General features: G+C 38.3%; 17 protein-coding genes. 12 read left to right on the forward strand and 5 right to left on the reverse strand.

From position 1 onward, the window contains the following. Positions 1–138 precede the first annotated feature (138 nt). The 3 genes from B176_RS0110655 to B176_RS0110665 form a co-directional block, all read right to left on the reverse strand. Complete coding sequence (locus tag B176_RS0110655; RefSeq protein WP_017258799.1) at positions 139–957, reverse strand: TapB family protein; 819 nt, start codon at positions 955–957, stop codon at positions 139–141. Positions 958–1440: 483 nt separating this feature from the next. After that, the gene (locus B176_RS0110660; RefSeq protein WP_017258800.1) at positions 1441–2094 is read right to left on the reverse strand and encodes a nucleotidyl transferase AbiEii/AbiGii toxin family protein; all 654 of its coding nucleotides are present in this window, start codon (positions 2092–2094) and stop codon (positions 1441–1443) included. Position 2095: 1 nt separating this feature from the next. Beyond that, complete coding sequence (locus tag B176_RS0110665; RefSeq protein ID WP_237739820.1) at positions 2096–2581, reverse strand: helix-turn-helix transcriptional regulator; 486 nt, start codon at positions 2579–2581, stop codon at positions 2096–2098. A gap of 320 nt (positions 2582–2901) precedes the next feature. Between B176_RS0110665 and B176_RS0110670 the strand changes: the two genes are divergently transcribed. From B176_RS0110670 to B176_RS0110730, 12 genes are all read left to right on the forward strand, one after another. Then, positions 2902–3540, forward strand: a complete 639-nt coding sequence (locus B176_RS0110670; RefSeq protein WP_017258802.1) for an HAD family hydrolase — start codon at positions 2902–2904, stop codon at positions 3538–3540. Continuing rightward, positions 3533–4735 (forward strand): acetate/propionate family kinase, encoded by a 1203-nt coding sequence (locus B176_RS0110675; RefSeq protein ID WP_017258803.1) that lies wholly within the window; start codon positions 3533–3535, stop codon positions 4733–4735. Before B176_RS0110670 ends, B176_RS0110675 begins: the two co-directional genes overlap by 8 nt. A 6-nt stretch (positions 4736–4741) precedes the next feature. Then, positions 4742–7135 (forward strand): phosphoketolase family protein, encoded by a 2394-nt coding sequence (locus B176_RS0110680; RefSeq protein ID WP_017258804.1) that lies wholly within the window; start codon positions 4742–4744, stop codon positions 7133–7135. A 34-nt stretch (positions 7136–7169) separates the two neighbouring features. Continuing rightward, positions 7170–8207: a class I fructose-bisphosphate aldolase gene (locus tag B176_RS19435; protein ID WP_017258805.1), complete on the forward strand. Its 1038-nt coding sequence runs from the start codon at positions 7170–7172 to the stop codon at positions 8205–8207. Between the two features lie 169 nt (positions 8208–8376). Continuing rightward, a complete protein-coding gene (locus tag B176_RS0110690; protein WP_017258806.1) occupies positions 8377–9024 on the forward strand; it encodes a BON domain-containing protein in 648 nt (215 codons plus the stop codon). 92 nt (positions 9025–9116) lie between these two features. Further along, on the forward strand, positions 9117–9998 hold the full coding sequence (locus tag B176_RS0110695; protein WP_017258807.1) for a universal stress protein: 882 nt from the start codon (positions 9117–9119) through the stop codon (positions 9996–9998). A gap of 51 nt (positions 9999–10049) precedes the next feature. Beyond that, entirely contained in the window at positions 10050–12731 is a 2682-nt protein-coding gene (locus B176_RS0110700; RefSeq protein ID WP_017258808.1) for a cation-translocating P-type ATPase, read from the forward strand. Between the two features lie 431 nt (positions 12732–13162). Then, entirely contained in the window at positions 13163–13798 is a 636-nt protein-coding gene (locus B176_RS0110710; protein WP_017258810.1) for an MgtC/SapB family protein, read from the forward strand. 437 nt (positions 13799–14235) lie between these two features. Beyond that, complete coding sequence (locus B176_RS0110715; protein ID WP_017258811.1) at positions 14236–15345, forward strand: efflux RND transporter periplasmic adaptor subunit; 1110 nt, start codon at positions 14236–14238, stop codon at positions 15343–15345. Further along, entirely contained in the window at positions 15342–16601 is a 1260-nt protein-coding gene (locus tag B176_RS0110720; RefSeq protein WP_017258812.1) for an ABC transporter permease, read from the forward strand. Before B176_RS0110715 ends, B176_RS0110720 begins: the two co-directional genes overlap by 4 nt. A gap of 2 nt (positions 16602–16603) precedes the next feature. Continuing rightward, a complete protein-coding gene (locus tag B176_RS0110725; RefSeq protein WP_017258813.1) occupies positions 16604–17299 on the forward strand; it encodes an ABC transporter ATP-binding protein in 696 nt (231 codons plus the stop codon). Between the two features lie 34 nt (positions 17300–17333). After that, positions 17334–17921 carry an SOUL family heme-binding protein gene (locus B176_RS0110730; RefSeq protein WP_026063270.1) on the forward strand — a complete coding sequence of 196 codons (588 nt, stop codon included), beginning with the start codon at positions 17334–17336 and terminating at the stop codon, positions 17919–17921. Between the two features lie 14 nt (positions 17922–17935). On the opposite strand, the gene B176_RS0110735 is transcribed toward B176_RS0110730, so the two are convergent. Further along, positions 17936–19564, reverse strand: a complete 1629-nt coding sequence (locus tag B176_RS0110735; protein ID WP_017258815.1) for an SLC13 family permease — start codon at positions 19562–19564, stop codon at positions 17936–17938. Between the two features lie 4 nt (positions 19565–19568). Continuing rightward, positions 19569–20039, reverse strand: a complete 471-nt coding sequence (locus B176_RS0110740; protein ID WP_017258816.1) for a CYTH domain-containing protein — start codon at positions 20037–20039, stop codon at positions 19569–19571. Positions 20040–20059 lie beyond the last annotated feature (20 nt).

Here is a 20059-nt window from a genome sequence, read left to right on the forward strand (position 1 = left end):
ATACGCAGGTATCATCGGTAAAACAGAATTTTATATAAATATTTTAGAGTCGAATCTATTGTAAAGAATAATCGCAAAAACAAAAACGGCATCTGTTTTTAACCGATGCCGTTTGCAAATACGAAAAGACAGTTTGCTTTATTTACTAATTTTAAAGAGTGTTAATTCACTCAAACCGCCGTCAGAACCCTCTGTTATGGTTAGCACATCACCGATCCCAGGTGCAGTCCACACTGCGATTTTATCTGTGGTGATAGTTGTATTGGTTAAGTTCCCGTTTAAATAATTCTCGATTTTACTGTCAATATTGTAAATCCATACAGTACACTTAAATTTCCCTGCTGGTGTTTCTATGGTCTCTTTCCTGGTTGCTTTTCCATCGTGACGGGTAATTGTTTGCTTAGTTTCAATAATTGCATTGTTATCAGTTCCAACAGATGCCTTGAAATAAAACTGTGTGGGACCACCCGTAAATTTTAAATCGCTACCAACTATTGGTGTGTTACTAATAGACAGGTTATATGGCACACCAGTTACTTTGTTTTCTAGCACCTGACCTCCTCCTTCCTCAACGGAGGTTGTAAGCAGCTTTACAAACTTATCCCATTCTGAGAACTGATAAAAGGTTGAAATGGTAAACCCACCAAGGTCATAAATTTTATTTTTAAAATGTAAATCCTCACCCTCATAGGTAAACGTACTCTGTAGCTCGTAAACTTTAGTACCCAGAGAATCTTTACTCCCAGTAACAGTTTTTACAAGTGTGGCGTTTTCTAGCTCATCACCGGTAAACTTATAAGTGTAAGTGTAGCCTTTTTGTGGGATAAAATTTTTGAAACCACTTGCGGTATCTTTCTTAACTGGGTCTTTTTTACATGAGGTCACAAAAAGGGCAAACAAGCAAATCATCACTAACTTCCCTAGAAAGCCAATATGCCTAAATTTTTTAAGAATCATAAATAGTTTTTTTTAAAATATTGATGCAAATGTGAAAGTTTGATTATTCGCTATACAACAAAGTAGATAGAACACCGGCTTACGCTTGCAGACTCAATAATTTAAAAATAAACACCACTTGATTGCTGAATTATGCTTTTCGTCGTTAAGGGAACTTAAGCTGATGCTTTGTTAGGTTATAAATAGGTAATGATTTGGAGATTAGATTGCAAATTCAAGCAAAAAATTACAGTTGAGATGGATTAAAAAGGATTATTATAGACTGTTAAAAAACAGAAAACCCTCTAAATTATGATATTTAGAGGGTTTTGTACTCATTTAGACTGTGTTTCAGTCGGGATGGCAGGACGGTTAAATCCTTCCGCAAATATTTATATATCAATAAGTTGATTGAGCGTTACGATAGCTACTCACTGTTTTACTCACATTAAGTTTAATAGCTATTGGTTCAAATTTAACCATTCTATTTTTATAATGCAACTCCTATTCCTCGGAAGAGTTCGCTAGAGCATCTTCAAAATCCTCTTTTATGAAGGCCCATTCTTTTCCTCGTAAACAAATTGGAGTCAAATCATCCTCTGCTTCTCCGAAATTCGTGAAATTTTCTCTTATTAGCTTTTCATCATGAGTCCATTCAAATCTTTGCTTATGAAGATCGAGCATTTGACTGATATTATAACGAGGTAACATTTCATGTAAATCCCAAAAATCTTTCTTCCTCCCTCCTCTCTGAATAATATCCACTTTCATGGCTATAATCTCTTCTAAACTTGCCATTCTAACACCTTCTTCTTCAACAGGATTTTGAAAAAAGGGATCCATCGAATAGTATAAATCCAGTTTCACAACTTCATCCCTAGATTTTCCAACAAGATATGATTTACCAAGTCCAGGATTTCCTCCGAAATCTCCCTTCACATAAGCGAAACTTCTCTGAAGGAATTTGTCAATCTCTTCGAAGTTTATAGACCCATATTTAGCATCTGTAAAAAGATCAATATCTACAGACATTCTATGACCCAGATACAAACTCATCGCCGTACCTCCGACCAATCTAAACTCGCTTAATTCCTCCGCCTGCATTAAGGCTAGCAAAGTTTCTTTTAAAAGTATTTCAACCGTATTCCAGTAAAGCATGTTAACTAGTTTTAACGTGATCAAGAATTTTTAAAGAAATTTTCTGATCATTATCTCCGGTAACTTCTTTCACTTTTTCTATACCGTAAAATCGAATAATCTCGCTTTTTTCTCCTTCGTTCCCTCGTTCAAATACTCTTTTTATAACGGATTTAAATTGCTTACTCCAATTTATTTTCTCTATATCAGTATCCCAAAAAAGAGCGTTTCTAAGCAGAGAAAGATTTGGTCGATTTTCTAGTTTCAATTTTTCTTTCCCTATCTCATAATAAGCCTGCAAAACAAGCATAGTTCCTTCTTCGAACTCCAATGCTTTATCTATTTTTAGAGATAAAGCTGGCGTAATACCGCGTCTCCCTTTCGTGATTTCATTTAAGGTCTGTGGGTATTCTTTTAGAGAGATTGCAAAAGGCGCTTTTTTAAGTTTTCTTTTCTTCAACTCTCTTTCCAATACTATTCCAGGGTGTATACCTTTATATTTATCCATTACGATTTGCATATTCAAATATAAACAAATTTGTTTACATTATAAGTGTAATATTTATCTCGTTAATCTTTGAATAAGTACTTTAAATAACCCAAAGATTACTACAAAAACAAGTTCAAAATCCTTTTCCAAGGTGTGAATCATGTAACATATTCAACTAGTTATGTAATTCTTATCATAAGCAGAATCCCACCTTTATAATGTTACGCAGAGCCTGTTGCATTTTCATAAGTAGATGAAAAACATATCACAAAACATCTAATATCTTTTGACACTTGGTAACGGTCGGCACAAAAGAGCAATTTCAATAAAAAAATCTCATGGTTAATAAAAATCCTATTACAACTTTATTTTTGGATATCGGAGGTGTTTTGCTTTCCGACGGATGGGATCATTACGCCCGGCAAGATGCGGCTAAAGAATTCAAGCTTAATTACGATGAAATGGAGGAACGCCATCGCCTCAATTTTGAAACCTACGAACTTGGTCAAATGACATTGGCAACATATTTAGAACGTGTGGTCTTTTACCAAAAAAGAGATTTTTCACTGGATGACTTTAAAACGTTCATGTTTCAACAATCCCTTCCTCATCCTGAAATGATTTCACTCTTCATCCATTTAAAGAAAAAATACGGTTTAAAAGTCGGGGTCATTAGTAATGAAGCCAGAGAACTCAACGAATATCGAATAAAGAATTTTAAACTGAATGAGTTCGTCGACTTTTTTGTTTCTTCTTCTTTTGTGAATCTGCGAAAGCCAGATGTAGCTATTTTTAGTCTGGCAATAGATATCGCTCAAATAAACCCAAGTGAGAGCATTTACATAGATAACCAGCCCCTATTTGTGGAGATTGGAAGAGGTTTTGGAATGAAGGGCATCTCTCATATTGATTATAAATCTACAGTCGAAAAATTAAAAGAATTCGGCTTAAATCTAACCCAAACTACCCATGGATAATTTGCCACGAAACTGTTTGCTAACCATAAATGGAGGTTCATCGAGCATAAAATACGCCCTTTACGAAATAAAAGAACCTCTTAATCAATTGCTTTCTGGCGAAATGGAAGGCATTTGGAGTGGGCAAGCTCAACTTCATTTCACACACGCTAATGGAGTTAAAAATCATCATATCGATATCCCCGTAACCAACCACACCGAAGCTGCAGAATGGCTGTTTAATTGGCTCCAAAAAGAAACCGAGTATATCAAAGTAACGGCGATAGGTCACCGAATAGTGCAGGGTATGAAGCACACGGCTCCTGAAAAAATTACCGATGAATTTTTAGCGCAATTGAAAGCAATCAGTGCTTTTGACCCAGAACATTTACCTGCGGAAATTGAATTGATTGAAGTGTTTAGAAAGCGTTATCCGGATGTAGATCAGGTTGCTTGTTTTGACACGTATTTCCATACTTCCATGCCGGCAATTGCCAAGCTAGTTCCTATCCCCAGAAAATATCGTAACAAAGGCATCAAAAGATATGGTTTTCACGGACTTTCCTACGCATATCTGTTGCAAGAATTTGAACGAATCGCAGGTACCGAAAAATCGAAAGGAAAAATAATCGTGGCTCACTTGGGTAGTGGTGCAAGTATGGTCGCTATTAAAAATGGAAAAAGTATAGATACCAGTATGGGTTTTACGCCTGCATCGGGTTTAACTATGAGCACTCGGACAGGAGATCTTGATCCAGGCGTTGCATGGTATTTACAGCAATTCGAAAAGTTGAGTCCTGCCCAATTTAACCACATGGTCAACCATGAATCTGGGTTACTCGCTATTTCAGGGACTACCGCTGATATGCAACAGCTACTTAAAATTCAGCAACAAGATTCAAGAGCAACTGAGGCTGTTGATTTTTTTTGCTACCAATGCATCAAATGGATAGGTGCTTTTACCGCAGTGTTAGGTGGCTTGGATACCTTGATATTTTCAGGAGGAATTGGCGAGCATTCGCCAGAAGTGAGAAGTAAAATTTGTGATGGTTTGGAGTTTCTGGGAATTGAACTAGATGAAGTGCATAATATGAATAACACCACCATCATATCTACAGAAAAAAGTAGAACACCGGTGTATATGATGCACACTAATGAGGAATTAATGATAGCACAACTGGTTTGTGATACTTTGAAATATAATATTAAACAATAAATACCCATGGAAGTAGAAATAATTGATCAAGAGCTTGAAGCACTAACGCCCGATTTATTACAAAAAATGAATGCCTATTGGCGAGCAGCTAATTATCTTTCCGTAGGGCAAATCTATTTATATGACAACCCTCTTTTAAAAGAACCTTTAAAACTTGCTCATGTAAAACCACTTGTTGTAGGTCATTGGGGTACAACTCCCGGACAAAATTTTATCTACGTTCATTTAAATCGTGTAATCAAAAAATACGATTTAGATATGTTTTATGTCGCAGGCCCAGGTCACGGCGGACCTGCAATTGTGGGGAATGTTTATTTGGAAGGCACATGGACAGAAATTTATCCTGAGTTTACACAAGACGAAGCTGGCTTAAAACATTTATTTACTAAATTTTCGTTCCCTGGCGGGATTTCAAGTCACGTTGCGCCAACTACGCCTGGCTCGATACATGAAGGTGGCGAGTTAGGTTATTCGTTAAGTCATGCCTTTGGGGCAGCCTTTGATAATCCAGAATTAATTATAGCCTGTGTTATTGGAGACGGCGAAGCCGAAACTGGCCCATTGGCAACTGCGTGGCATTCTAACAAATTTTTAAACCCCATTACGGATGGCGCAGTACTACCAATTTTGCACCTAAACGGATATAAAATAAGCAATCCTACACTGCTTGCTAGAATAGACCATGAGGAATTAGAAAAGTTTTTAGAAGGCTGTGGCTGGACACCCTACTTTGTGGAAGGCGATGACCCCGAAAAAATGCACCAACTAATGGCTAGCGTGTTAGACGAAGCTGTCGAAAACATCAAATCGCATCAGGAATATGCCAGAACACATAACGACAATACCCGCCCGCGTTGGCCTATGATTGTAGTAAAATCGCCAAAAGGATGGACTGGTCCAAAAGAAGTGGATGGTTTGCCCAATGAAGGGACTTTCCGTTCTCACCAAGTTCCTATTTTAGTTGATCCAAAACATCCAGATCATCTGAAACAATTGGAAAGCTGGATGAGAAGTTACAAACCAGAAGAATTATTTGATGAAAACGGAACGTTAATTCCAGAATTGCAAGAGCTCGCACCAAAAGGCGACAAGCGCATGGGTGCCAATCCACATACCAATGGTGGTGTTTTATTACAAAACCTTTGTATGCCCGATTTTAGAATTCATGCGGTAGATATTCCTTCACCAGGAGAAGTAGTGCTGGGCGATACACCAATTTTAGGGAAGTTTTTAAGAGATATTGTTAAGCTTAACAGAAATAATTTTCGTGTTTTTGGTCCGGATGAAACACTGTCTAATTTATTAGGGGCTGTTTTTGAAGTGAGCAACCGCCAATGGGACGCAAAAGAAGAAGAAAATGATGAGTTTTTAGCACCTTCAGGGCGAATAATGGATTCGCAATTGAGCGAACACCAATGCCAAGGATGGCTAGAAGGCTATTTGTTAACCGGAAGGCATGGTCTTTTTAATAGCTATGAGGCTTTTATCCGCATTGTCGATTCGATGTTCAGTCAACATGCTAAATGGTTAAAAGTAACTAAAGAATTGCCTTGGAGACGTCCGATAGCTTCATTAAACTACCTTTTAGCTTCCCACGTGTGGCAACAAGATCATAATGGTTTTACCCATCAAGATCCTGGATTTTTAGATCATGTTATCAATAAAAAAGCCGATATCGTAAGGGTTTATTTACCGCCAGATGCTAATTGCTTACTATCTGTTTTTGATCATTGTTTGCGAAGCAGAAATTATGTGAATGTGGTGGTTGCTGGTAAACATCCGCTGCCACAATGGCTAAATATGGATGCCGCAATCATACATTGTACACAAGGTATTGGAATTTGGAAATGGGCTAGCAACGATCAGGATTCTGAACCGGATGTTATTTTGGCCAGCTGTGGAGACACCCCTACTTTAGAGGTAATGGCAGCAGTGTCAATTCTTCGGGAACATTTGCCTGATTTAAAAGTTCGTGTGGTTAACGTGGTTGATTTGATGAAATTACAATCTGCAAGCGAGCATCCACACGGTTTAAGCGATGCGGATTATGATTCGTTATTTACCAAGGACAAACATATTGTTTTTGCTTTCCATGGTTATCCATGGTTAGTGCATCGCTTAACTTATCGCAGAACCAATCGCAACCTTCACGTAAGAGGTTATAAAGAAGAAGGAACCATTACCACACCTTTTGATATAAGAGTGCAAAACGACATCGATAGGTTTCATTTGGTTCAGGATGTAGTAGATCGTGTGCCTAATTTAGGTGCAAAAGGCGACTATTTAAAACAAATGATGAAGGATAAACTGATTCAGCATAAACATTTTATTGATGTTCATGGTGAAGATATGCCAGAGATAGTAAACTGGAAATGGACGGCAATTGAACGGAAAAAATGATATTTTGACTAATAAATGAAAAAAAATCCTAGCAATGCATAAACAAATTTTGATAGCTACTGTAACCAAATTATTTGAAAATAATAAAGGATTACTGGCGATGGATGAAAGTATAGTAACCTGTAATAAACGCTTTGCTAAATTGGGTATTCCGCAAACAGTAGAGATGCGGAGAAAATACCGTGAACTACTTATAACCACCCCCGGCCTTAATGAAAGCATAAGCGGAGCGATTTTGTTTGATGAAACTAGCAGACAGCAAAAAGCAGATGGTACTCCTTTCATCAAAATTCTGATAGATGCAGGCATTGTCCCCGGAATTAAGGTGGATATAGGAGCTAAACCATTGGCGGGGTTTCCCGGTGAGAAAGTAACGGAAGGGCTTGACGGCTTACGTAAGCGACTGGTAGAATACCAAGAAATGGGCGCTCGTTTCGCTAAATGGCGGGCGGTTTTAACTATTGGCGATGGCATTCCTAGCTCCGCTTGCATTGAAGCGAACGCACATTCTTTAGCCCGATATGCAGCCTTGTGTCAGGAAGTAGGTTTGGTGCCTATTGTAGAGCCGGAGGTAATGATGTTGGGAGACCATTCGTTAGCCCAATGCCGGCAAGTAACTTCCGATGTGCTCAACCACGTATTTGCGCAACTTCATCAACAAAAAGTATTACTGGAAGGAATAATTTTGAAGCCGAATATGGTAATTTCTGGATCGGAAAACAAAAAACACCATAGCATTGAAGAGGTCGCAGAAGCCACGATAAATTGTTTGCTAGAATCAGTTCCTGCAAATGTTCCGGGAATTGCATTTCTATCGGGCGGGCAATCAGCAGAAGAAGCAACGGCCAATTTGAATGCAATGAACAGATTATATAAATCTAAAGTACCGTGGAAACTTACATTTTCATTTGGCAGAGCGTTACAACAACCCACTTTGGAGATTTGGAAAGGCGATGACGCAACTGTTGTAACAGCACAAAAAGCATTATATCACAGAGCTAAATGTAACGCAGCTGCAACTCGTGGAGAATATGATGTTTCCATGGAAAATGATTCAATTACCAATCACTAAATCCCAAAGAGCAGTTGAGGAACACTATTCTAGATGCTTAAAAATTCAAGGATGAAGACAATTCTTCAGCATCCAAAAGTGTGAAAGATGTAACTTAACTACATAATTGCGTAACAGGGCCATTAAACTATATGCTGAACTTTATCATTCACTAATTTAGGAAGACTGCATGAAGAATGACCTCGATTTGGAAAAAGATATTCAGGATGCTTTCAAATGGGATCCATTATTGAAAACGGCAAAAATTACTGTACAGAGCCATGATGGTCTGGTTAGCTTATCAGGAGTTGTTCAAAGTTATTTGATAAAACTTCAAGCAGAAAACATTACCAAAAGCATTGTGGGGGTAAAAGCAATTATAGAGCATATCACAGTGAAAACCGCTTCCGTGTCGGAAGATACAGACGAAGAAGTTGCTGATCAGGTGCTACATCATCTAAAATTAAATTGGCTTCCGCTTGACTGTATTGATATAAAAGTAGAAAACGGACATGTCACTTTGGATGGCCATGTAAAGTACAACTTCCAAAAAGAAGACGCTAAAAAATCGGTTGGAAATGTAAAAGGGGTCAAAATTTTCACCAACAACCTCAAAATGGTGACAGAAACACCTGTTCAGCTTGAAAAACTGAGTATCGAGCAAGCGCTTTTACGATACTCGGCAACCTATGATCAAAACATACGTGTTTCCGCGGACGGCAACTTAGTATCACTTAAGGGCACAGTAAAATCACTCTATCAAAAAGAAGAAGCAGAAAAAATTGCGTGGAATGGGCCGGGTGTGCTGGCTGTAAATAATGAGCTACTCATTGAGTAAATGATGTCCAATTTTATAGCATCCTTTGCAATCAGAAAAAAGTTCAAGCAATTTTAATAAAACAATTGTCTTTTTCACAGATCCATAACATTATGAAAACGATAGCTGTACTAACAGATTTCTCTAAAACTGCAGAAAACGCCACCATATACGCATTGCATTTAGCGGAACATCTTCAGGCTAATATTAAACTGTATCATTCTTTTTCAACGCCTTCAATCAACCCCCTGGGTATCCAAATGGTTTGGCCAAGAGAAAACGGAGTTGATTGGAAGGCGGACAATATGCGTCAGCTTGAACAACTTGTTGACGAATTAAAAAAAGAAGTATCAACCACAACAGCTACGCACTTTAAACTAAAAATAGCGTATGAATGCTACGATGCTGATTTTGCCACATTTTTAAAAATGCTAGAGTTGGACCAATCAAATACAGTAATGCTGGTGTTGGGAAGTCACGAGAAAAGTGGATTAAGTTGGTTAACAGGCAACCATGTAAACGAGGTAATGGATCATGCTACTTTACCCCTGCTAGTTATTTCGGAAAATCAAAGGTTTGTAAAAATCAACAAAATCGCTTTCGCCACCGATTTAAGCACAACAGATATCGCTCAAATCCATTCATTAACTAGTTTAGCAAGTGCATTTAAGGCGATTATTTTACTGACACATATTGCTGATGAATCTACCGATGAAAGCAAATTGCAGTTAAAGGTAGATTCACTTTTGAAACAGGTAACTGCGAAAGCAAATTATGCCAATGTTTATTACCGCGGTGTTAAAAAAGATGACATTATTGATGGATTAAATTGGATGATTGAAAATGGACAAATAGAAATGCTGGTATTGGTTCATCGACATAAATCATTTTTCAAAGACCTATTTAACAGTAGTATAAGCAAAAAAATGGCGGTTACGAACGACGTTCCTTTGCTTATTTATCCAGCTCAAAACAGTTGTTTACCAGTTTTCTAAAATTGGTCTATTAAAAAAATTATAAAAGGATATCAACACTGAAAACACCATATGGAAATTGAATATCCTATAAAAGACGCTTATTCCTTAACTGCTGAATCGTTAGAAAAAACCTTATCAACTTCGAAAACGGAAGGCATATCTGATGCTGAAGCATTAAAGCGTACCAAACATTTCGGACTCAACAGCTACAAAAGCCAAAAACAAAAAAGCCTGTGGCGCATGGCTTTAGAGCAATTCAATAGTCCTATTGTTTATCTTCTTTTTGTGGCGGCCTTTGCTTCTTTATATTTTAAAAATAACGTCGAAGCCATTACCATATTTATCGTGATTTTGATTAACGCCATCATCGGATTTTTTATGGAGTTGCAGGCTCGGAGTTCGATGAAAGCGCTACGAGAAATGGATGTCAGCTATTCCAAAGTCGTTAGAGATGGCAAAACCCTTGAAATTCCTTCCGAAAATCTTGTACCTGGTGACCTGCTGTTGCTTGAAGCTGGAGATATGGTTTCTGGCGATGGACGAATTGTATTTTTAAATGCGCTTCAGGTAGATGAATCTTCACTTACGGGAGAGTCTTTTCCGGTTTTCAAAGCTGTCGAAATCCCAACTGAAAAAACAGAATCTGCCCATGCGCAAAATATGGTTTACAAAGGGACGGCTGTGCTTAACGGAAATGCAAAAGTAATTGTTACGGGTATTGCGGAGGAAACAGCACTCGGAAAAATAAGTGAATTGGTGGGCAGTTCAATCTCTAAGAAAACGCCACTAGACCTTAAAATTAGCAGACTGACGAAAAAGCTGATTTGGATTACTTTGGTCATGACTACTTTATTCGCTGTTTCTGGCTTTATTGAAGGAAGACCGTGGTTACAAATTTTAAAAACTTCTATTGCGTTAGCTGTTGCTGCGTTCCCCGAAGGGCTTCCAATTGTGGTTACGGTAGCGCTGGCTTATGGAATGTTGCTGATGGCCAAAAAGAATTCCATCGTAAAAAAACTCTCGTCGGTAGAAACGCTGGGTTCGGTAAATGTAATCCTAACCGATAAAACGGGAACGCTAACGGAAAATAAGATTTATGTGGAGGTACTCTCCTTCCCTACTGAAGAAATTAGGGTTTCTATAAAAAACGGAACGCTAGAGTTTAAAGATGCAAAAATTGGACAAAGTCAATTGAACTTCGAGTTATTGGTAAGGATTGGTAGCCTTTGCAATAACGCACCGTTAGATCCATCGGCACATAACCAAAAATCTTATGGTGACCCAGTTGAAGTTTCACTTTTACTTTTGGCGGATGCTGCAGGGTTTCCCGCAAAAACGGCGGTCAATGAATTTAAAAGGATTTCCGAAATCCCTTTCAGTTCTAAGAGTAAGATGATGGCTACGCTTCATAAAAATGGAAGTGATTTTACCGTCTCAGCCAAAGGAGCTGTAGAAAATCTACTAGCTGTTTGCAACCACATACAATCAGGAGAAGCTGTAACGGACTTGAGCGAAGAGCAAAGAAAAAAAATCCTTGAAAGTGCTGAAAAGCTTTCTGCATCAGGATTAAGAGTACTCGCTTTTGCATACCTTACATCTTCTGAGAAACCTGCCGAAGATTATCTTAAAAACCTCACTTACGTTGGGTTGGTCGGGTTTTTAGATCCGCCCCGAGCGGATATTAAAGATGCAATAAGTGATTGCCGATCAGCAGGGATAAAAATTGTAATGATTACCGGCGACCATCCGATGACCGCTTTGAATATCGCAAAACAAGTGGGAATAATAGAAGCAAAAGATGAAAATGTAATCTCAGGAATCGACCTACCCAAACCGGATTTATTAAAAGCAGATTGGACGAAAAGGATTTTAAACACTTCAGTATTTGCCAGAACCACACCCAAACAAAAATTGGAGATTGTTGATATTTATCAAAAAGCTGGTTACATCGTAGCGATGACCGGCGATGGCGTTAACGATGCACCAGCGCTCAAAAAAGCGGATGTTGGTATTGCAATGGGGTTGAGAGGAACACAGGTTGCAAAAGAAACCGCTAGCATTGTACTTAAAGATGATTCTTTTACTTCCATTTCGCAGGCGGTAGAACACGGGCGAGAAATTTTCCAAAACATTCAACGCTTTGTGATTTACCTGGTTTCCTGTAACCTCAGCGAGATTTTTATTGTCACGCTTTTAGGTTTTATAGCACCCGCAGCCATGCTCTTCCCTTTACAGATTCTGTTCCTAAATATGGTTACCGATGTTTTTCCGGCACTGGCATTGGGACTAGGTAAAGGCGACCAAACCGTAATGCAAAGGCCACCGAGAGATCCAAAACTAGATATCGTCTCGAACAGAAACTGGCTGGTTATTATTATCTACGCGGCAATGATGACTGGGTCCGTTGTATTGTCCATATTTCTTTGCCGGGTTTATGTAGTTGCAGATGCAATGATTATCAACAACGTTGCGTTTATCACGTTAGCTTTTTCGCAACTATTCCACGTTTTCAATATGTCATCAATACACTCCGGAATGTTCAAAAACGAAGTCACTAAAAACAAATTTGTATGGATTGCGCTGCTACTTTGTTTTTCTATTGTTCTGATTGTTTACATTTTCCCAGCCAGTCGTACTGCGCTTAATTTCGAATTTATTCCAATAAAAGCATGGCTAATTGCATTGTTGGCAAGCTTGCTTCCTTTGTTTTGCGTACAATTGTATAAATTGTTTAGAAGGTTTAAGGAGTAATGGTTTAGGGGTTAAGATTTATGCTGAAAGATAGCTTTAAATATTACAAAACACCTAATCGCAAGCACTGGCCTAAATTAACCTTAAATTCGGCCTTGGCCTTTGCGGTACCGATGAATAAAGTAAAAGCACTCTCTTTGTAGCAAAGGGCGCAGCCGGCAGTTTTTGGATACTTTTTTCTGTAAAAAAGTTTCTGCCATTTCCCGGCATGAGGGAAGGCAAGCAATGAGCGCAAAAGCCCTTGCCACAAAATAAGAAAGCAAACCAAATTAACCGTCGAACAGAGATTCCTTTTGACAGGTGAGAATCAGAAAGAAATGTTAACGTTTTAAAGAAGATTCATTTTTTCTAAACAACTTAACCTCCCCTAGCCCCCTCCAAAGGGGGATACTTATAAAATGGAAAATAAAAATTAAGATTTATAAAAAACCATGATCTCAACAACAGAAATACTCATAAGATTCTCCCTCGCATTACTTTGGGGAGGCCTGGTTGGTGCAGAACAAGAATTTAGAGGAAAGAATGCAGGTTTCCGTACCACCATTATGATTTCTATAGGCGCCTGTGTTTTCACATTGATGTCTGTTACGTTGGGAGCGCCCGCCAGCATGGATAGAATTGCCGCCAACATTGTTACTGGAATTGGTTTTTTGGGTGCCGGCGTCATCTTTAAATACGAGAATCGAGTAAACGGAATTACCACCGCTGCAACTATCTGGGCAGTTTCTGCGGTAGCAATGGGCATTGGCGCAGGCTATTATTTCCCATCAGGCTATGCCGCATTTCTAATCCTGTTTACGCTTGTGGTTTTACCTTATGTCGATAAAAAAATATCCAAAAACTATCATTTTACAATAGTGAGGGTAGAGTGTATCAAAAGCGACGAGGTTTTAAACACTCTGGAAGATACAATAGCCAATTCGGGGTTAAAATTTGATTTGATTACCCAAAGGTGGGATAAGGAAACCGTTATATTATCATGGAAGATTAAAGGAAAAGAGCAGAGCATCGACAGCTTAATTGTACTGCTCAGAAAAAACCCTTTGGTAAATAAATTGGACTGTTAGTAAGCTCATAAAGATAACTTTAGTGATATTTTTATTTGGGCGTTCCCAGTGGCTATCGCTCGGGGCTGTCGCGGCGGGCTATCCGTTACAATCTTTTTTTTCTTGAGCGGAGGCGAAGGTAAAAAGGATTTTCATTTCTATCCCTAACGCGGAACCTTTCTCTATTAAGAAAATTGATACGTAATTAGGGATTGGTTGTTACCGAACTCTCAGGCACAAGCCATTCAATTAAAAATCAGCAAGAAATACATTATTGACATTCATCACATTTTAATCGAAAACCACCTAAAAAGCTTCCTATCAACTTGAAAAGCAATACATTTGGGTTAAATTGAATTGATCAAAATAAAATTTTCAGCACAGTTTAAAAGCTGCTTTTAATCAGCCAATTTACGAAGAAAAGAGCAAGGCAAACGAATTGTAATAACACAAAAGAAATGACAAAAAGCATAAACCCTATTTTAAAACATCAGCTAAATGCTTTGCTATTTCTAGTAATTTTGTTCAGCGCTTGCCAGCAAAAACAAGACATCATAAAACCTGTAAAGCAATCCATCACAGAATCTGTTTATGCTTCTGGCGTTATAAAGAGTAAAAATCAGTATCAAGTTTATGCAACAGTCAATGGCATTGTTGATGAAATTATTGCAGATGAAGGCACTGCTGTAGAAATTGGCTCGCCTATACTTTCTATTGTAAATGATGCCCAGAAACTACAATCAGACAATGCTAAATTATCTGCCGAGTTTAATTCTGAAAACTTAAATAGCGGCAAAATAGCTGAAGCGAAGTCGCTGGTTAATTTAGCAAAGAGCCAACAAGACAATGAGGCTTCCATGCTCAAAAGACAAAATAACTTATGGGCGCAAAACGTAGGGACGCAGGTTCAAGTAGAACAGCGGGAACTGGCCTACCAAAATGCAGAAAACAATTACAGCTCTGCAAAAGAAAAACTGGCAGAACTACAAAGGCAAGTGTCTTTTCAATCCAAGCAAGCACAAAACAACCTATCCATCAGCAATAAAAACACTGGCGATTACTTGGTTAAAAGTAAGGTAAAAGGAAAAGTTTACAAGATGAACCTCGCAAAAGGAGAAATTGTTAGTCCTCAAATAGCCATTGCAACTGTGGGGCAGGATGCCAAATACCTATTAGAAATGCAGATTGACGAATACGATATCGTATCCATAAAATTAGGTATGCCGGTTTTGGTGGTTTTAAATAGCTACAAAGATTCTGTTTTTAATGCCGTGGTTACTAAGATTAACCCGATTATGAATGTGCAAAGCAAAACTTTCACCATAGAAGCAGAATTTGTAAAAGCACCAGTTACTTTGTATCCAAACATATCTTTTGAAGCCAACGTAGTCATCAAAACAAAAGATAATGCGCTGCTGATTCCAAGAAACTACCTGCTCAATGACTCTACGGTAGTCAACAAAGCTGGAAAGCAAGTCAGTATTAAAACGGGCTTGAAGGATTACCAAATGGTGGAAATTCTATCTGGGATAAACGTAAATGATGAATTAATTCTGCCCCAGCAATGAAATTTAAACTGATTGCAGAAATTTCATTCGCTTTGTTAAGGGCAAGGCTAAAGCAAACCATGGTTGCTGCGTTTGGCGTTACTTTCAGCATTACCATGTTTATCACTTTGCTCAGTTTTATGGGTGGTTTAAATGATTTGTTGGATAATTTGATTTTAAACCGCACTCCGCATATCAGGCTCTTCAACGAAATTTCTGCTTCCTCAATTCAACCCATTGCAAAATCCAAAGCTTACGCTGGCGCTTACAACTTCATTAGCCACGTAAAACCAAAAAATGACCTGCTAGAAATCAGGAACAGTGAAGCCATTATCAAAGCGCTAAAAGCTGACCCAAATGTTCGAGGCGTTGCACCAAAAAATACGGTTCCTGTTTTTTATAATGTGGGCGCTATTAATTTAACCGGTGTTATTGATGGGATTGATGTTGATGCAGAAAATAAACTTTTTACTTTTCAGGATTATGTAGTAAATGGCAAAACAATGGATTTAAAAAACACGCCCAACAGCATCATCTTGGGAATTGGTGTCGCTAAAAAAATGTTGGTTCAAGTAGGGGATAATATTCAAATTACTACCAGTAAGGGAACGCAATTCCCATTAAAAGTTGTCGGCTTTTTTCAATCAGGAATGGATGAGATGGACAAAATCCAAGGCTATGTTACGCTTTCCACTACGCAAAAAATATTGGGGAAACCCGCAAGTTACGTTACCGATATTCAGGTTAAATTATACGACATGACTTTAGCGCCAGCGCTTGCAAAAAAGTACGGAAAATTATTTGAAACAGATGCGGTGGATATACAGACGACAAATTCACAGTTTAAAACCGGAAGTTCTATACGAACGCTGATTTCTTACGCGGTAGGAATTACTTTGTTGATTGTTGCTGGATTTGGGATTTACAACATTTTAAACATGATGATTTATGAAAAGATGGATTCGATAGCCATTTTAAAAGCAACGGGTTTTTCGGGTAAAGATGTAAATACGATATTTATTACCATTGCCCTAACCATTGGTTTGGTTGGTGGCGCACTCGGGCTTGTTTTTGGATTCGGACTTTCTGCAGTTATTGGTCAAATTCCTTTCAATACGGCTTCTTTGCCAACTGTAAAGACCTACCCTATCAATTATAACCCAAAATTCTACTTAATTGGAGCGGTGTTTTCTGTAATCACAACGTATTTAGCTGGCTATTTCCCTTCCAGAAAGGCAAGTAAAATAGATCCGGTAGATATCATTAGAGGCAAATAACCATGGAGAAGAAAGTTATCGAAGCCATTGGCATTAGCAAATCATTTCATGATCCGCTCACAGTAAAAGTGCTCACAGATATTAGTTTTTCTATCAACGCTGGCGAGTTTGTTTCTGTAGTTGGGAAATCTGGTTGTGGCAAATCAACCTTGCTCTATATTTTATCAACTATGGATACCAATTATGAAGGCGAACTTTTGTTGGACGGCATCAGCATGACAAATAAAAAAGATGCAGAATTGGCGATGGTTCGGAATGAAAAAATTGGTTTTGTGTTTCAGTTTCATTATTTGCTAAATGAATTTAACAACCTGCAAAACGTAATGTTGCCAGGACTAAAATTGGCAAACCTTTCGCCAAAGGAAGTGGAACACCATGCATATCAGAAATTGAAAATATTGGGTATCGAAAAGGAAGCGCTTAAATATCCAAACCAGTTAAGTGGCGGGCAAAAACAGCGTGTTGCAATTGCTAGAGCATTAATCAACGAACCCTTGATTATTATGGGCGATGAACCTACCGGTAATCTGGACAAAAAGAACAGTGATGTGGTGTTCAATATTTTTAAGGAACTGGCAGAAGAATACCATCAATCTTTATTGATTGTAACCCACGATTTAGATTTCGCCGCCAAAACACACAGGACAATTACCATGGAAGATGGCAAAATAATGAGTCACGGTTTGTCATCATCTTAAAACATTGAAACGCTATTGAGGTTATATTATAAGTATGAAAATATTATTAATCATGGCAGCAATTTTGACTTCTCTACTCTTTATTTCGCAACTCTATTTCACCATGGCAAAAACAGAAACACAACCGTATCGGGTTATAAAAACAGAAAAAGAGTTTGAAATCCGTTTATATCCTTCGGCTACAATGGCAACGGTATCTATGAATGTAAGTTCTTACAAAGAGCTTTCGGGTGCGGGTTTTAAGAAATTGGCTTCGTACATTTTTGGTGGTAATGATGCAAATAAAAGTATCGCCATGACTTCTCCTGTTCACATGGATATTGAAAATTCTAAATCTTCGATGAGTTTTGTAATGCCCGCCGACTACAATAAAGACGATTTACCGAAACCAAATGATCCATCTGTAATCATCAACAAAACTGCTGAAGAATATGTGGCAGCCATAAAATTTGGTGGTTATGCCGATGATGATGACATTAAAAAGTACGCCACTAAATTAGAGGGTGCCTTGAAAGCCAGTGGAATTGAATATTACGGAAACTTCCGATTTTTGGGTTATAATGCTCCTTATCAGTTCATCGGAAGAAGAAATGAGATTATTGTAAGTGTTCGTTGGAACTAAAAATGTATTATTCATTAAAAGAAAACCCCTTTAGGCGTGTAGTGCAAAAACCGCAAAACAGTTTCTCCCCAAACGATTATCATAACCCAAGTAACAAACAACATTGGAACGCCAAATTTAACGGAATCAATGATGCTATATTGATTGGTAGAGTAAAGCAATGCTGCGGGTTTACTATTAAAAGGCAGCACATACACATGTTCAATCAGCAATGCTAGCGGAAACGACAAACTCATCACTGGATAGCCAAACTTTTGCGCAACACCAATCGAAATTGGGATAAAAATCAGCGTTCGCATGGTTTTGGATTGAAAAATAATTGAACTAAAAAGCATGGCGAACGTGAGTCCTAAATACAATATCCAAAACGGTGTTGCCGCAGTAATGTTAAAGTAAATGAACAGGGAATCAATCATACTACCGGGAAGATTTGTTGCATCCAAACCTGCACCTAAAGCATAAGCACCCGCCGAAAACAGCATCAAATGCCATGGAATATCAACATCGTTCCATTTAACCACCCCTATTTTTGGAAGCAATGCAATAATTGCCGCCATTAATGCGACTGCTGTCTGCGAAATCCCATGCTGTTTATCTGTTACCCATAAAATAAGTACCGAAACAAAAATCGCCAATGACTTATATTCATTGAAGGTCATCTTACCTAAAGCTGCGTATTCTTTTTTTAATCGCTCCATTCCTCCTTCAATCTGTGGCTTTTGTTCTTCCGTAGTCATCGGGAAAACAAGTTTTGTCCCAACAAACCATCCCATCAAAAGTAAGATTACACACAAGGGAAATGCAGCAATAAACCATTCCTGAAACCCGAAAAAACGTTGTCCCAACGCACCGGCAATCATAGAACCTGCTAATAAGTTTGCGCCAGAACCGGTAATAAAACCACTTGCTCCTACATTGTTTTGAAACAGATTCTGCAACACAATATTTCTCCCAAAATTATTGCGATGGTTATCATTTGCGCCGTAGATAGCTGCGATAACCATAAAAATGGGTAATAAAATAGTGGCTTTTGCGGTGGTAGCAGAAACAAAAACAGAAAGCACCAGGTTAATTACAATAAAACTAAAGAAAATTCCTTGTGCACTTTTCCCAAATTTGATTACAAACCAAAGCGCAAACCTTTTTGCCAGGTGCGTAGTGACGAGCATACTCGCTAAAATAAATGAGAGAATATTCAACCACATTACCGGATGGCCCAGTTGAGCATACGCGACCTGCTCAGATGTTACGCCTGTTAACACCATCAATAATATCACAAGCAGTGATGTGAGATAATTTGGAATTGCTTCTGTAATCCACAAAACAATAGCCCCTGCAAAAATGGCCAACATTGCGTAGTTGATTTTGATGAACTTTGCTTCGCCAAGTTCATTTAAGCGCTGTTCGCCTCCTTTACGCAGTGCCTCTAGGTTAATGTGGCTTAAAAAAGAAAAATCGGCGAAAAAGTAAATAAATAGAAAAACTAAAATGGCTAATGGTCCTCCGGCAATCTCCATCCATTTTTCAAAACCGACTTTCTCGATTTTTTTGAATTTCTCCACCCGATAATTGTTCATATCAAGCGGGTCGAAAACTACTTCATCTTCTCCCAATTTATCTGTCACCGATTTTTTTTGAGCCATTACGTTACCATTTAGAAAAAGGTAATTTCATCAACATTGCGTTGTAGTATTTGGTATCTCCGGTTACTTCTTTACCCAACCAAATTGGACGGTCAAAATGGTCGTCCTCCTTAGCCATTTCCATTTCAGCCATTATCAACCCATCGTTTTCTGCATGAAATTCATCGACTTCAAAAGTGCCACCTTCTACTTTTACTTTGTAGCGGGTTTTATCAATTACGCCAGGTTCACATAGCTTCATAAGCTCCTCGGCCTCAACAAGTGGGATTTCCTTCTCCCACTCAAAACGAGATGCTCCAGATTCGTTTCCGATACCTTTAATTGTAATAAAGCCTGACTGGTCTCTGATTCTAATTCGTACTGCTCTTTCTGGAACAGAAGATAAATACCCCTGAATTATATGCGAGTTTTCAAAAGTTTCCTTCTTGAAAGCATCAGAATTCACTAAAAACTTTTTCTCTATTTCTTGTGCCATATTTTTTAATTTATGAACGG

This window comes from Pedobacter arcticus A12, from assembly GCF_000302595.1.
In the GTDB taxonomy this organism is placed as follows: Bacteria; Bacteroidota; Bacteroidia; order Sphingobacteriales; family Sphingobacteriaceae; genus Pseudopedobacter; species Pseudopedobacter arcticus.